This window comes from Tenacibaculum sp. 190524A02b (genome assembly GCF_964036645.1).
Classification (GTDB): domain Bacteria; phylum Bacteroidota; class Bacteroidia; order Flavobacteriales; family Flavobacteriaceae; genus Polaribacter; species Polaribacter vairaonense.
This window is the reverse complement of sequence record NZ_OZ038525.1, coordinates 1,266,108-1,281,305: the sequence shown is the minus strand read 5'-3', so window position 1 is coordinate 1,281,305 and position 15,198 is coordinate 1,266,108. Positions and strand designations below refer to the sequence as shown.

The window sequence follows — 15,198 nt, the reverse complement described above, 5'->3', positions numbered from 1 at the left end:
GTTTTCTTTGGTTATTAATCGGTTATTTTAAGAGATACACCTCCGTATCTTGATCTTATATTTACTGTAGCGTTAGAATTTTCTGAGCCAAAAGTACCTTCGTAATACTTTTTAGATGATTTTTTGATACTCTTGAAAAATTCAACTTTATCATTAGGGTAGTTAAATCCTGCGTAACCAAGATCTACTATAAATTTAAAGCTATTATCACTTTTAGTTCCTAGTTTTACACCTGCATAATTAGCTTCAATGGCAATACTTTCAAAGCCTTTAGCTATATCATATATTTTTACACCTCCATAATCAGTATCTATTCGTAGTTTTTTATGCAAAGTTCCAACTTTTACACCTGCATAATCTGAGTTCCCTTCTATGATATCAACATTACTTACAGAAACACTACCATAATCACTATTAAAGTTTAGTGAACCTATTTTTTCAATTTTCAAAGAAGAGTAATCAGAACTACTTTTTAACTTCTCAGAGTTTTGGATTTTTAATTTAGAGTAATCTAAAGAAAGGTGACCTGATTTTATATAGTTTATATCAGATGAACCACAATAATCTAAATTTATAGAGTTATCTGCATTAGTTAGCTTGTCTATTTCAATATTTCCATAACTACAATTAATATTAGATTTACCATTTAAAACATCTATTTCAATATTTCCATATTTATTGTGTAAATCGGCATTATTGCTTGCAGGCATTTTGATAAAGTAATTAATTTTAAAATTAATATTATCATTTCCTCCCCACCAAGACCAGTTAGATTTCGTATTTTGTATTCGGGTTCTTGCTTCAACAAGTTCATTAGATGCATTAAAATCAACATTTATTGCATTTAATTTATCTTCAACTTTACTTAAGTTACTGCCTTTAACAGTTATTTTTACATCAATCTCAACTCTATTCTCATTCCAAGAAGATATATTGATATTTCCATATTTATTATTAATGTATAAGGTAGCTTTACTATTTACACTAAATTGTTTTTTGATTGTTTTTGTTTTTTCGTGTTTCTTAACTCCATTATTCGCTATTAACAGCGTAGGAGTAAAAAAAACTAGTAACAGAAGGGCTTTATATAATTTCATCATTCTTTAATTCAAATTTTGCTGGATTTTTTTGATACTCCAATTTAACAAGTAACTGCTCTAAAATATTTAGGCGCTGTTGATAATTGTTTATAAGGCTTTTAATGATAATTCTTTTGTTGTCAGAATTCTGAAGTTCTTTAGAAAAGGCTTGGAATTTTTCTTCAAGTTCTTCAATCTCGTCAAGTGCATGTTCTATTAACATTTCAGTTTCAATATTCCTATGTTTTTCAATTTCTTTTAATTCTTGTTTAATTGTAGAAATAAAGAAGGTTTCCGTTTCTGCCATGTTAGGTGAAATACCTGCTAAGCTAAATTTTTTGTTAGTAGGTTGAATAGTAGTGCCTAAATAAAAACCTACTACTAAAACTATTGAAGCAGCTATGCTCATCCATTTCCATGGATATGAACTCTTTTTCTGAGAGTTTTGCAGTTTTCTTTGAAAACGATCTAAATGTCCTGAGTGTGGTTCATGAATATCAAAATCATTATCACTAAAAAAGTTATGTAGTTTATCTGCCATAAAACTTTGTTTTAGATGTATTATTAACAAGTAATACTTGTTTTAACTTCTTTTTTGCTCTAGATACTGTAGTTCTAACATTTTCATTAGTATACTTTAGTATTTGAGCTATTTCTTCATAATCATAGCCTTCAATTAAATTTAACGTAAGTACTAAACGATAATTATCTTTTAAGCTTTGTATTGCATTTAATACTTCTTTTACATTTAGGTTTGAATAATCTATATTTTCTTCATCATCTTCTTTATTTGGAATTACATCCATTTTTACTTCGTTATAACGATTATTCTTTTTCAATTGCGTTAAACTTTTATTGATAACAATTCTTTTTAGCCATGCACCAAAAGCAACTTCTCCTTTAAAAGTATCAAGTTTGGTAAAAGCTGTTAAAAATGCTTCTTGCATTAAGTCTTCTGCTTCAAACTCATCTTTTAATATGCGATATGCCGAATTGTACATAGCTTTATAATAGCTGTTATACAATTGCATTTGTGCATTAGTGTCGTTTTTTTTGCAGCGCTCGATTAGTTGATTGATATGTAAATTCTGCGTTCTCAAAAAATATTTTCTATACTAATGACAAAACTGTTTTTTATGTGTGACACTTTTTATTAAAAAAAATTATAAATCGTCTGTGAAGTGTTTTTTAGTTTTCGTTTTAGCAAATTTTTCTGAGTTGTATTTTTTTGAAGCATTTTTAGGAATTGAAAGCGATTTCCAATCATTATTTTTAACCATTTTTCCTAAAAATACAATTTGACCAATATGATATGGATAATGGCAAATTTGACGGTTAATAGCTTCTATAACTGTATGCCCTTGGTTACGGATGTAAATTACTTTTTCTAAATCTTTATTCTCAATAGAGTTGATCGTATTTATAAAACAATCCCAACCTTTGTTCCAATAGTCGATTAATTCTTCTTTTGATTGAAAGGTATTAACAAACTCATCATCTCTATTCCTCCAAGGTTTTTCACCATCTTCAGTAAAAAAATCAGTCCATCTAGATAGCATGTTACCAGCTATATGTTTTACAATAATAGCTATAGAATTACTTTCCTCATTGTATTGCCAAAACAGTTCATCTTTAGTTAATTGATTGAATGTTTTTTCTCCGAGGGTTTTGTAATAAGCTATTTGTTTACGTACACTTTGTAAATAAGAGTTTTCCATACCTAAGATTAGTTAAAGGCTCTAATTTACAAAAAAGAGAAGTATTAATGTTTTTATGACTTTTTACGAACGAACTTTAGAGCTGCTCCATTTATGCAATGTCTTTTTCCAGTAGTTTTTACTGGACCATCATCAAAAACATGCCCTAAATGTCCGCCACATGTATTACATTTCAGTTCATTTCTAGCATAACCTATTTTATAATCAACATCTAGTTTTATGTTTCCTTTAATAGCTCTATCAAAAGAAGGCCATCCAGAACCAGAATCATATTTATGTTCTGATTTGTATAAAGGAGTATTACAACCAGCACAATGATACACACCTTTTTTATAATTTTTATTATAAGAACTAGAGAATGGACGTTCAGTACCAGCTTGTCTTAGAATATAGTACTGTTTAGAAGTAAGTATACGTTTCCATTCCTTATTAGTTTTTGAAACTTTATATTCTTTGGTAGTTTGAGCATTTATAAAATGACTTGATACTATAATTAATAGAAATGCTAAAATGTATTTTTTCATGTGTCTTTCTGGATAAATTCAATAATCTTTACAGCTACTTTCTTATCACGTAGTATTTTGGTATGTCCTAAACCATTTGTAATAAAAAGTTCACCTCTTTTTAAACTTTGACGAATGTTTATAGCTGAACTTACATCTACATCTCCATCCATACTGTCATGAATAACTAATGTAGGGATGTTAATTTTTTTAGCCATTTCACTTGAAGCATGTTCATCAACATCTTTTTCCCATTGTTTATCGTAAATTCCTTTTATTTTTTTAGCAACATTATTTTTTAACTTTAAACTTTTGGTGAAGTTTAAAATTACTTCGGAAATTTTATCACCAGCTCCAATGGTTATTAGTTTTTTCACAGATAAGTCTTCAGCTACGGCATTATACAAACACATACCACCAAAAGAGTGACCAATAGCAACTTCAAAAGGACCATACAAATTAGTAACTTCTTTTATAGTTTCTAAAAATTCAGGCATAGAAGTTCTTTTTCCTGTAGACTTTCCATGTGCAGGACCATCAAAAGCTACAAGCATATACCCTTTTTCTAATAGTTTATCGGCAGCTAAAAATAATTGGGTACTTCTGCCTGACCAGCCATGAATGAATAGTACTTTCTTTTTAGAATATCCGTAGGTAAGAACCTCAATTTCTTTATGTATTGTTTTGATAGGAATGCGTTTTTTTTGAGCACTTTCATATAGCATTTTTTCTCTTTTTGGAGTTCCAAATTTAACAGGTGTTAAAAATAATTTAGCACCTAGTTTAGCTATTAAGTTAGAGGAAATAGTTTGTATGATATTGGTTGCTATAATTAAAAACTTGGGGACAACTATACTTTTAGGGCTTTTGTTATTATTTATAAAATTCATTATGTGTAAATTTTCAAGATAAAGATAAAATTTGTAAATTTAAAAAGAGAATGTTTAAATAGGGAAGATGTGACATATTTACTTTCTTTGTGTCATATTTTATATATCATCAAAAATTATTATTAGTAATGAAAAGAGTATTAGCTTTAACTTTTGTAGCTACTATGTTGATTCAATGTAGTACGGTGCCTATTACAGGGAGAAAACGAATTAATGTTGTTAGTGATGCACAAGTATTACCTGCAAGTTTTGCACAGTATAAAGGTTTTTTAGAAAAGAATAAACTATCAACAGATGCAACTAAGTCAAATCAAATAAAAAGAGTTGGTAAAAAAATATCAGCAGCAGTTGATCGATTTATGAGAGCTAATGGTATGGTTGCTGAAGCTAATTCTTATAAATGGGAGTTTAATTTAGTTGATGATAAAACCGTAAATGCTTGGTGTTTACCAGGAGGTAAAGTAGTATTTTATACAGGAATAATGCCTATTTGTGCAAATGAAGATGGTGTAGCGGCTGTTATGGGACACGAAGTAGCACATGCGTTTGCTAAACATGGTCAAGAGCGTATGACAAGTGCTTATGGACAGCAATTAGGAGGTTTGGCTGTTGCTTTAGGTACAAGAAATAGTAAAAATTCTCAATTATGGAATATGGCTTACGGTATTGGTTCTCAAGTAGGGATGCTAGCTTTCAGTAGAACACATGAAACTGAAGCAGATAAACTAGGGCTGGTTTTTATGTTAATGGCAGGATATAGAGGTGAAGAAGCAGCAGAAGTTTGGGTAAGAATGAGTCAGAGAGCAGGTTCTAAAGCACCACCAGAGTTTTTAAGCACACATCCATCTAATCAAACTAGAATACAAACATTAAAAGCGTACTTACCAGAAGCAAAAAGATTAGCTTCTAGATATAATGTTCCTGTAAGAAAATAATAGATTTATTTATTAGTATATTGCAAACCGTTCTTGTACAAGAACGGTTTTTTTTATCTAATTAATTATGTATAAAATAGGAAATCAAAAGCTAATAAACGGTTGGGCATTTTATGATTGGGCAAACTCAGTATATTCTTTAGTTATAAGTACTGCTGTTTTTCCTCTGTACTATAGCGGGGTGACAGAAGGAAAATCAGTTCATTTTTTAGGGATGGAGTGGGAGCACCCAGATAGTTTGTATAGCTATGCACTTTCTTTTTCTTTTTTAGTAGTAGCTTTTATTTCTCCTATTTTATCAGGTATTGCTGATTATACTGGAAGTAAGAAGAAGTTTATGAAGTTTTTCTGTGCACTAGGTTCTTTTTCTGTAATGAGTTTATACTTTTTTGAGGGTGTTGATACTGTTTGGATAGGAATTTGGTTTACTATTTTAGCAAGTATTGGTTTTTGGGCTAGTTTAGTGTTTTATAACGCATATTTACCCGAAATAGCTCACCCTGAACAGCAAGATAGAGCGAGTGCAAAAGGTTTTGTATATGGTTATGTAGGATCAATTATTTTGTTACTTATTAACTTAGTAATGATTATGTTTCCTGATCTGTTAGGAATAACAAAAGGGATGGCTTCAAGGATATCTTTTGTAATGGTAGGTTTATGGTGGATTGGATTTGCTCAGATTACTTTTAAAAGACTTCCAGATGATATTTATAATAGAAAACCTGATGCTGATTATATTTGGAAAGGTTTTAAAGAGTTACAAACAGTATTAGATGAAGTAATTGCTTATCCTACCTTAAAACGTTTTTTAATAGCTTTCTTTTTATTAAGTGTTGGAGTACAAACAATTATTTTAATGGCGGCTATTTTTGGCTCTTCTGAATTAGGTTTATCATCTACAAGTTTAATAGTGACTATTTTATTAGTACAAGTAGTGGCAATTTTTGGAGCACTAATTTTCTCAAGGTTATCAGAACGAATAGGAAATATTAAAGCTTTAAAAATAACCTTAGGCATATGGACATTAGTTTGTTTCTGTGCATTTTTACTAGATAAAAACCAAGAGAATGTGGCGATTTATTTTTATGGGTTAGGAGGTTTATTAGGTTTGGTACAAGGAGCTATTCAGTCGCTTACTCGTTCAACTTACTCTAAACTTTTACCTGAAACCCAAGATCATGCTACTTATTTTAGTTTTTACGATGTTACTGAAAAAATAGCTATTGTTTTAGGAACTTTTGTTTATGGTTTATTATATGCTATTACAAATTCTATGCAATGGAGTGTTTTGTGTTTAGCTATCTTCTTTTTTGCATCTTTTATTATTTTAAGTACATTAAAGAAGACAAAATACGTAGCTTAATATTTTATACTAAAACATTATTTAAAGAACATTTCTGTTCCATTTTTGAAAATACTTGAAGATACATATTACATATTTTTTGCATTGGATAAGCTGTTGCTGCTTTATAATTTGTCTTTTCTAATGTTAATCTGTAAGTAGGATTTATCAATATATTCTTAATAGCAGTGGCTAAGCTATTAGCACAAGTAGCATTAAAAAATTCACCATCATATCCTTCATCATGAATTAATTCTTTTAAATCACCAATATTAGGTAAAACAACTGCTTTTCCATAACTCCCAGCTTGATGTAAAACACCAGAACTACCTGTAGTTGAAGTGTAAGGAAAGGCAATAATGGTACTTTCTTCAAAAATATCAGCTACTTTTTCTTCAGGAACATATCCTGTAAAAGTTAAATTAGGAACATTGTGATATTTTTCTTTTACATTTTTTAAATAATTAGGAGTATTAGGATTATCAGTTCCAGCAATTACAACTTCAATTGTTTCATTAAACTCCTTTCTTACTTTTTTAACAGCTTCTATTAAAATCTCCACTTTTTTATAAGTTCCAAATTTACCAAAGGTCATTACTTTTTTAACAGGATAACTAGGAATATGACTAGGTTTTTTGGGAAGTTCAAAAGTACCATGAGGTATAACAATTACATTATTAACATTATACTTTTGTTCTAATATTTTCTTGTATTTAGGAATAGTAACAGCAACAGTATTTGCAGACAATATAAACTGAGTTAAACAATAACCTATAAAACCATAAGCTTTTTGCAAAAGCTTGTTATTAGTGAAACCAGCGCTTTCTAAATCAACTGTTTCTAGTATATTATGAATTAATACCGTAGTAGGAATTTTCATTATTTTTAAAATAAAAGGAAGCATTAAGCCTAAAGCCGCTACTATTTTTTTATCACCAAATTTCATAAACTGTAAATTAAAAAGTACTTGATCTGGTTTGTGAAATTTTACTGCTTTAGAAACTGTGTATGCATTTTGGTAACTATTAAAATTCCAGCATTCAACTATTTTTACCTTATCAGCAAAAGGAAAGTCTAAGGTTTTATCTTCAGCTGTTTTATCACAAAATAAAATAACTTCTTCTATTTCATTTAAGCTAACAAAACCTTTTACTAAATGATATGCATATTCATTTAATGTTATTTTACTTGGAGGAAACGATGATACAATACCTAATCTCATGTGAATAAAATTTAATGTTATTGTAAAGCTACTATTGAAATGGTAGAATATATTAGTGTATTCGATTAAGGAACACTGAGTGTAGGTGAATGGTAAAAAGAAACCCATCCATTAGCTTTTAATGAACGGGTAACTTTAATAAAAAATAAACATTTAAAGTCCCCCCGACTTTAAACATTGCAAAACTGGTAAAATACTTTGAATTATGCGATAAGTAGTAACACTGAAATTAATCTAAGGGTTTTCCCTTAACGTAATACTCAATTACCCTTAAAATAATTTTATAGAAACGTCTATTTGACTTAATATTAGATGAAAATAAAGTAAGTGAGTCCAAATTATATTAAGGGAAAACACTTAGTGTATAAACTATTTTTTTTGACTTAAACAACTGAAAAGCTTATATTTATAATAAGGTTAAAACAAAGTTTTTTAATCAGGTAAAAAATAAGTTTAATTTCAATCCCCCCGAAATCATGAAAAATAATATTAGAAAAATTAAAAAAACTATTCGGAATTTAATAGTAATAAAATTCGCATAGCTTTTATAGATTAATAAACCATCTGGTTTTTTATTCGTAAAAAAAATCGCTCTATACCCACTTAAATAATTATTCAATTGTTTTGTGTTAGTACATGTTTGAATTTTAAAATTCAAAGCTAATTAAGAGTTAAATGTTTAATAACAAATGAAGTTTAAAAATTATAGTTTGATTGGACTTTTAATTAAGAAACCAACAAATTATTATCAAAGTTTTATGTTAATCTTTTTTATATCCATATCATCTAATTTATATAGTCAATCATTAGATACCCTTATTAATAGGGCGGAATTGATTTATAAAGATGTTAAACCTAATTTATGGTTGTCAAAAAATGGAGAAAACGCTTCTTTGTTATTATTTGGTAAGGATAAGGAGAACAAAACAAAAAATATCAATCAATTGTTAATTGACTTAAAAAAATTACAAGCATCACAGTTTTTGATGGATTTAGGTTTAGTTTTTAAAGCTAGTGCAAATTATAATTTTAGAAATATTTTTGAAGAAGAAACCAACTTATTTAATATAGGACGAGCAAGTATGGAAGTTGAGTGGAATATTTTAAAAAATGGATTTATTCATAATAGAACAAAAGCCAAACAACTTTTTAATGATATTAAAGGTTTAAAGCAAAAGGATTTAGAAGAATCAAAAATTCTTTGGAGAAGACAATTTAGAATAGATTACAGCTATGTTTATAATACAGAAGTGTTATTCCTATTTGAAAAGTTTTTAGAGTTTGAAAACCAGTATTTTGATTTCTTAAGTTCAATGTACACGCAAAAGTTAGTAAAAAGAGAGCCTTTAATAAAAGTAGGAAATCAAATACACATATTAGAAAATCAAATAGAAGTTATCAAAAAAGAAAATGCAATACTAAAAGATAAAATTTCTGTTAAAGCTCAAGAGTTAACTAAACTTTCTTTATTTGTTTTAAACATAGATGACTTAGAGTTAAGTAAAACAATAAAAGAAGTAAAGAAATTTGAAAAACGAAATGTATTATTAGAACATAGAGCTATTAATGATTTGTCACTTTCACTATACGCTGGTCAGAGTTATTTAATAGGTAAGGGTAAAAATATTTATTTCCCAAATGTAGGCTTACGATTTAGAGCACCTATTAGATTTAATCATCGAAAAAAAATAATTAAAACAAAGATTAAATTATTAGAATCTCAATTTTTAGATAAATCGGTAGGGCAGCAAAATAGATTAATTACGCAGGTAAATTCATACAATGAAAAATTAAAAGATTTACAAAATCAATATAAAAATAGTGAAGTAATTAGTGAAAGAATACGAATACTTAAGGTGTTAAAAGAAGAACTTGATAATCCAGAAACAGGGTTGTTAATTTTAAGTTTAATGGAAGAGAAGTTTAAAGTTTTAGAAAATATAATGCAAATTAAAAGGCAATTATATACCATTTTATCTCATGTTTTTGAGCTTCATAGCGAAAAAAATATAAATAAATTAATAGCTCCTTTTGTTTATAATTCAAAATTAAATAGTGAAACCTTAATGATAAGCTCTAACTCAAATTATAGTTTAACTTTTCAAATACAATTATTAAAAGCAAAAAGGCAAGAAGTAGTTTATGTAGTAGAGAATGATTTAAAAGCAATTAATTACTTAATAAAAAACAAAATAACTTATAAAACAGTGAAAGCTAAAAGTTATAAAACAGTAGCGAATTACATAGATAAAAAACTCAAAAACCTATTTTAAAAAATGAAGAAATTTAGCTACAAAAAGGGAAAAGCAGTTATAAGAACACTGAAAGAACCCAAAAAACAAAAGAAGAAACTAAACTTGGATAGGGTTTTATATTTTGCGTTGTTGTTGTTGTTAATTTTTTGGTTAGGGAGTTTTATTTATAAAAAAACAGTGTGGATATATGGAAATGGGCAAATGTTAATGGAAAAAGTAGATGTAAATTTTACCAATGATATACGTGTAAAAGAAATTTTTATCAACGAAGGAGATACTGTTTTTTCTAATAGTAAACTATTTAATTATTTTCAAGATGATTTTGATAGTGACGCTTCAATTGTCTTAAAAAACATAGATAAAAAAGAAAGGTATTTTACAGACTATGAAGATATTTTAAGAGAAATTAAACTGAAATATGTTAGGTTACAACACTTAAAAGAACAATTAAAACTTTTAGAATCACAAGAAAAACAAACTATTAAACTCATTTTATTAGATGTATATACAAAAGATAAAGCAGATGAGTTAAAAGTGAAAAAATTAGCTTTACAAGGCGAAATTAAATTACTTAAAAACGAAATTTATTTATTGTCTTTACAAAAAAAACATACCTCTAATAAAAAAAACAATGATGCTATAGCAAGAGGAAATCAAAATTTTACAAATACCTATAGATCTCCAATAAAAGGAGTTATTGGGCAAATATTAAAGAATAGTGAGGAAGCTTGTTACAAAGCAGAAAAAGTAATGACTATCCATGATGTAGAAAAGGTATTTATTAAAGCATATTTTAATTTAAAAGACATTGCCAAAGTAAAAAAAGGAAGCTTAGTACATGTAGAGTTTCCTGACAAAACAATATCTAAAGGAATAATAAAAAAACTATATATAGCAACTTATAAAGCACCTACTGAATTTCAAAAAAAATACGAGCCTACAGAACGTAATATTTTAGCGGAAATAATTCCTATAGATAAAGAAGAAATCCCTGCATGGGGAAAGTATTATAAATTAAATTTAAAAGTAAAAATTAACAAAATATAAAACATAAATTATGACTTAGCAACAATTGACACTCTATTAAGAAACAATAAAAAAGAACATTAACTTACTGTAAAAAAATAAACATGAACAATACTTAAAATACTTATCATTATGACATTACTACCTAGAATTCAATCCCCCCTAGAATTATTAGAAGTAAGACCACCGTTTATAACTCAACAAAATGAGATATATTCGAAATTGCTAAACAAAGAAGAATCTATTGCTGTAATAGGTTTAGGCTATGTTGGTTTACCATTGGCTTTACATATGGCAGCAAAATTTAAAGTGATAGGCTTTGATATAAATAGCCACAAAGTAAACAGTTTAAAAAACAGTGTTGATCCTTGTAAAGAATTAACATCCAAGGATTTTAAAAATAAAGACATTGAATTTTCATCTAATATCAAGGATATTAGAAATGCTAAATTTTATATTGTAGCTGTTCCAACACCTATCAACAAAAGCAAAAAACCCAACTTAACACCATTAAAATCTGCAACAAAAACGATAGCTCAATTTCTAAAAAAAGGAGATTGCGTTGTGTTTGAGTCTACCGTATTTCCGGGTTGTACAGAAGAAGTTTGTGTACCTATTTTAGAGAAGATATCCGATTTAAAATTTAATAAAGAGTTTACGGTTGGATATTCACCTGAAAGAATTAATCCGGGAGATACTAAACATACATTTACCAAAACAAAAAAAATAGTTTCAGCAAGTACGCCAGAATCTTTGGAATTAGTCTCAAGTGTTTACGAAACAGTTGTTACTGCAGGAGTTCACAAAGCACCAAGTATTAAAGTAGCAGAATCAGCAAAAGTAGTTGAGAATGTACAACGAGATGTAAATATTAGTTTAATGAATGAGCTGTCAAATATCTTTTCTCGTTTAGGAATCAATACTAAAGAAGTTTTAGAAGCAGCAGGTACAAAATGGAACTTCCATAATTATTTTCCTGGTTTAGTAGGTGGTCATTGCATAGGCGTAGATCCGTATTACTTAATAAGTAAGGCAAAAGAAAATAACTATTCACCTAAACTAATCCAACAAGCTAGAAAAGTTAATGAAGGTATGGTAACTTTTATAGCAGATAGACTTGAAGCCAGATTAAAGGATAGAAAGCTATTACAAGAAGGTGTTTCAATTTTAGTAAAAGGAATCACATTTAAAGAAAATGTGAATGATATTAGAAATTCTAAAACGGCTGAGTTATGTATAGAACTTCAAGAAAGAGGCTTTAAAGTAATTGTTCAAGATTATTTAGCTGAATCTATAGAAGTTAAAAATAGATACGGTTTAGAAATACAAAATACAACTTCTGAAAAGTTTGATGCCATTATACTAGCTGTAGATCATGAAAATTATAAGCACTTAGCCTATTATGATTACATGAAAAATGGAAATCAAGAAACTATAATTTTTGATGTAAAAGGAGACAAGAAATATAAATTTCCAGAAGAAGTTTACATGTCTCTTTAGATACTAACTAAAACAAATACTAATGATAAACCTACTTAAACATAGTAGTGATTCAAAAAAAATATCTTTTGAAGGGTTAAATCTTTTAAGGGTTATGCATGCTTATGAACTTCGAAATCAAGAATTGGAGTACATTAATGCTATTATAATTGATACAGAAGATGAACAACATGCCAAAGATATTTTATACCAAATTATTGTTGTAGAAGAAATAAAAATAGGCTTTATGCCTATTTTTATTAATAATATATATGCATTATCTAAAAATATTCTAATTCATACAGATGGATATATTGATATTAATATGCTATCATCCTATGCGCAAAGAATACGAATAATAAATAAACGTATAGATAAGTTAAGTGTTTCTAGTTTAAAATCACATAAAGAGTTAGTAACATATAAACTATTAGGTTACTGTTTTACTAGAAACAAAACAATTACTCCAATAACATCAAGAAATAATCTGATAGGCTATCTATTTCCATACATTTCATTACTGTATAAAAATTCAGAAATGATGGTTATGCTAAAGCTTTTAGACAAATTAGTATATAATAAATTGATTTCTTTTAAACTTCACGATTATGTCCATGTTTGTAAAAGTTGTAATAGCAATTATATTAATTTCAGAGAGTGCTGCCCAAAATGTGACTCTATAGATATTGAAGCACATGATATGGTTCATCATTTTGTATGTGCTCATGTAGCACCAGAAAAAGATTTTAAAACAGAAAATGGTTTAGAATGCCCTAAATGTGATAAGCAACTTAGACATATTGGTATTGACTATGATAAACCTTCAACAATTTATTCTTGTAACAATTGTACGCATGAATTCCAAAATACAGGAATGAAAGCACTGTGTATAGATTGTAATACTGAACAGCAATTAGATGAATTAATAGAAAAAAGAATAGGTAATTATAGTATTACTCAAAAAGGTGAGAACCATGTAATAGGTAACTATAAAGAGCAAGATGTAAAAAAATCAGTAGCTAGAGGCAGCATGAGCTTTCCTCTTTATAAAATATTATTAAGACAGGAAATTCAAAGAGTAAAAACAACCAAATGTAATAGTTTTTTTGTAAAAGTTTCTTTTAACAATCCACAACTAGAAATATTAAATACAGATGTTAAAAAAGAATTAATGCATGAAATAGGAGGGATTATAAAATCTTATTTGGTTGAGGCTGATATTTTATGCGCTAAAAAATTTAATTGTTATTACTTATTACTTCCTGAAACAAAAGAAGATGAGTTAGAACGCCTTGAGAATATACAATACAACTTAGCAAAACTAATCAGTGATAATTTAGAAGATACCCAACAAAACATAGAAATATCTTATAAGCAAATAATGGACAACACTTTAGTACAAAATTACTTTGAATAATATGATGATTTTAAGCATACATAACTTAATGCCCGAATATGTAAACTATTGGTTTGTAGTAGGAATCAATAAGTTTATACGGGTATTTTGGTACTTTGTATTGTTTGAGTTCACCCGCTATATTATTGTAGACTATATTATTGCGTTTATATTTTGGTTACAGCGTAAAAGTAGAAATGAAAAGTTTGAAAAAGCTAGACAAAAACTATTTACAGAAAATCCGTTAGTTTCTGTAATAATTCCAGGGAAAAACGAGGGGAAACATTTGTACAAATTAACAAAATCTTTAGCTGAACAAACGTTTAAAAACTTTGAGCTTATTATTGTAGATGATGGTTCTGATGACGATACACCTATTATAGGTAGAAACCTAGAAAAATTAGGACTTATTGATATGTTTATCAGAAATGAAATGCGTGGTGGTAAAGCTTCTGCAGCTAATTTAGCCTTGCGTTACAGTGTTGGTAAATACATTGTGCATTTAGATGCAGATTGCTCATTTGATAGTGATGCTATTGAGCAAGTACTTATTCCCTTTTTTATGGATGAAAAAATAGGAGCTGTAGGAGGGAATGTAAAAGTAAGGAACTACCGAGAAAGTTTATGTGCCAAATTACAAGCAATAGAGTATTTAAAAACCGTTTCTGTAGGTAGAATTGTAACTTCTTATTTAGGAATTTATAAAATAATATCAGGAGCTTTTGGCGCTTTTAGAAAAGATATTATAGATAGCATAGGTGGTTGGGATATAGGGCCAGGGTTAGATGGTGATATTACTGTAAAGATTAGAAAATCGGGCTATAAAATCTATTTTCAGCCTAAAGCTATTTGTTTAACCAATGCACCTTCAAAGTTTAAAGTTTTGACTAAACAACGTTTACGTTGGGATAAATCTATTATTCGTTTTAGAGTACGTAAACATAAAGATGTCTATTTTCCGCATGCAAACTTCAATTGGTCTAACTTTTTTTCATTAGCAGAAAATGTATTTTATAATGTAATATTAGATATCCTATGGTGGATTTATATCATTGATATCATTGTAAACTATACGAGTCAGTTAAAATTTGTGATACCTATGAATTTTACACTGTATTTTGTGATGTCTTATATACAAATGATCAGTATATATGTTTTCTCTGAAAGAAGAAAAGAAGAGTTGTATTTGTGGCCTTATGTATCCTTAATGACAATTTACACTGGAACTTACCTAAGAATTATTAGAACAATAGCATATTATAAAGAATTTTTCTTTAAACGATCTTTTGAAGATCCTTGGAACCCTTATAAATCCTCCTCACAAGCTAAAAGAGCCGGATTGTAACTTTAATA

General features: G+C 28.2%; 14 protein-coding genes. 7 read left to right on the top strand and 7 right to left on the bottom strand.

The genetic code is table 11. The annotated features are described in order from the left end of the window. Positions 1-14 precede the first annotated feature (14 nt). The 6 genes from ABNT65_RS04995 to ABNT65_RS04970 all read right to left on the bottom strand — a co-directional run bounded on the left by ABNT65_RS04995 (position 15) and on the right by ABNT65_RS04970 (position 4,190). Positions 15-1,100 (bottom strand): hypothetical protein, encoded by a 1,086-nt coding sequence (locus ABNT65_RS04995; protein ID WP_348747347.1) that lies wholly within the window; start codon positions 1,098-1,100, stop codon positions 15-17. After that, complete coding sequence (locus tag ABNT65_RS04990) at positions 1,084-1,620, bottom strand: hypothetical protein (RefSeq protein ID WP_348706457.1); 537 nt, start codon at positions 1,618-1,620, stop codon at positions 1,084-1,086. Before ABNT65_RS04990 ends, ABNT65_RS04995 begins: the two co-directional genes overlap by 17 nt. Beyond that, positions 1,610-2,179: an RNA polymerase sigma factor gene (locus tag ABNT65_RS04985; protein ID WP_348739121.1), complete on the bottom strand. Its 570-nt coding sequence runs from the start codon at positions 2,177-2,179 to the stop codon at positions 1,610-1,612. The genes ABNT65_RS04990 and ABNT65_RS04985 overlap by 11 nt, the downstream gene beginning before the upstream one ends. 63 nt (positions 2,180-2,242) lie before the next feature. Further along, positions 2,243-2,797, bottom strand: coding sequence for a DUF1572 domain-containing protein (locus ABNT65_RS04980; RefSeq protein ID WP_348706462.1), 555 nt, complete (start codon positions 2,795-2,797; stop codon positions 2,243-2,245). A 53-nt stretch (positions 2,798-2,850) separates the two neighbouring features. Next, on the bottom strand, positions 2,851-3,321 hold the full coding sequence (gene msrB / locus ABNT65_RS04975; protein WP_348747346.1) for a peptide-methionine (R)-S-oxide reductase MsrB: 471 nt from the start codon (positions 3,319-3,321) through the stop codon (positions 2,851-2,853). Beyond that, positions 3,318-4,190: an alpha/beta hydrolase gene (locus tag ABNT65_RS04970; RefSeq protein ID WP_348747345.1), complete on the bottom strand. Its 873-nt coding sequence runs from the start codon at positions 4,188-4,190 to the stop codon at positions 3,318-3,320. Before ABNT65_RS04970 ends, msrB begins: the two co-directional genes overlap by 4 nt. Positions 4,191-4,318: 128 nt before the next feature. Between ABNT65_RS04970 and ABNT65_RS04965 the strand changes: the two genes are divergently transcribed. Further along, a complete protein-coding gene (locus tag ABNT65_RS04965; RefSeq protein WP_348706468.1) occupies positions 4,319-5,125 on the top strand; it encodes a M48 family metallopeptidase in 807 nt (268 codons plus the stop codon). 67 nt (positions 5,126-5,192) lie between these two features. Then, positions 5,193-6,488, top strand: coding sequence for an MFS transporter (locus ABNT65_RS04960; RefSeq protein ID WP_348747344.1), 1,296 nt, complete (start codon positions 5,193-5,195; stop codon positions 6,486-6,488). 4 nt (positions 6,489-6,492) lie between these two features. Here ABNT65_RS04960 and ABNT65_RS04955 read toward each other — a convergent pair whose 3' ends face one another. After that, positions 6,493-7,689 carry a glycosyltransferase gene (locus ABNT65_RS04955; protein ID WP_348747343.1) on the bottom strand — a complete coding sequence of 399 codons (1,197 nt, stop codon included), beginning with the start codon at positions 7,687-7,689 and terminating at the stop codon, positions 6,493-6,495. Positions 7,690-8,378: 689 nt separating this feature from the next. On the opposite strand from ABNT65_RS04955, the gene ABNT65_RS04950 reads away from it, so the two are divergent. From ABNT65_RS04950 to ABNT65_RS04930, 5 genes are all read left to right on the top strand, one after another. Then, on the top strand, positions 8,379-9,962 hold the full coding sequence (locus ABNT65_RS04950; RefSeq protein ID WP_348747342.1) for a hypothetical protein: 1,584 nt from the start codon (positions 8,379-8,381) through the stop codon (positions 9,960-9,962). A 3-nt stretch (positions 9,963-9,965) separates the two neighbouring features. Beyond that, positions 9,966-10,991, top strand: a complete 1,026-nt coding sequence (locus tag ABNT65_RS04945) for an HlyD family efflux transporter periplasmic adaptor subunit (protein WP_348706479.1) — start codon at positions 9,966-9,968, stop codon at positions 10,989-10,991. A 111-nt stretch (positions 10,992-11,102) separates the two neighbouring features. Then, on the top strand, positions 11,103-12,470 hold the full coding sequence (locus tag ABNT65_RS04940; protein ID WP_348739107.1) for a nucleotide sugar dehydrogenase: 1,368 nt from the start codon (positions 11,103-11,105) through the stop codon (positions 12,468-12,470). Between the two features lie 22 nt (positions 12,471-12,492). Then, a complete protein-coding gene (locus tag ABNT65_RS04935) occupies positions 12,493-13,866 on the top strand; it encodes a hypothetical protein (protein WP_348747341.1) in 1,374 nt (457 codons plus the stop codon). A 1-nt stretch (position 13,867) separates the two neighbouring features. Further along, positions 13,868-15,190, top strand: a complete 1,323-nt coding sequence (locus ABNT65_RS04930) for a glycosyltransferase (RefSeq protein WP_348739103.1) — start codon at positions 13,868-13,870, stop codon at positions 15,188-15,190. The last annotated feature ends 8 nt before the right edge of the window (positions 15,191-15,198 follow it).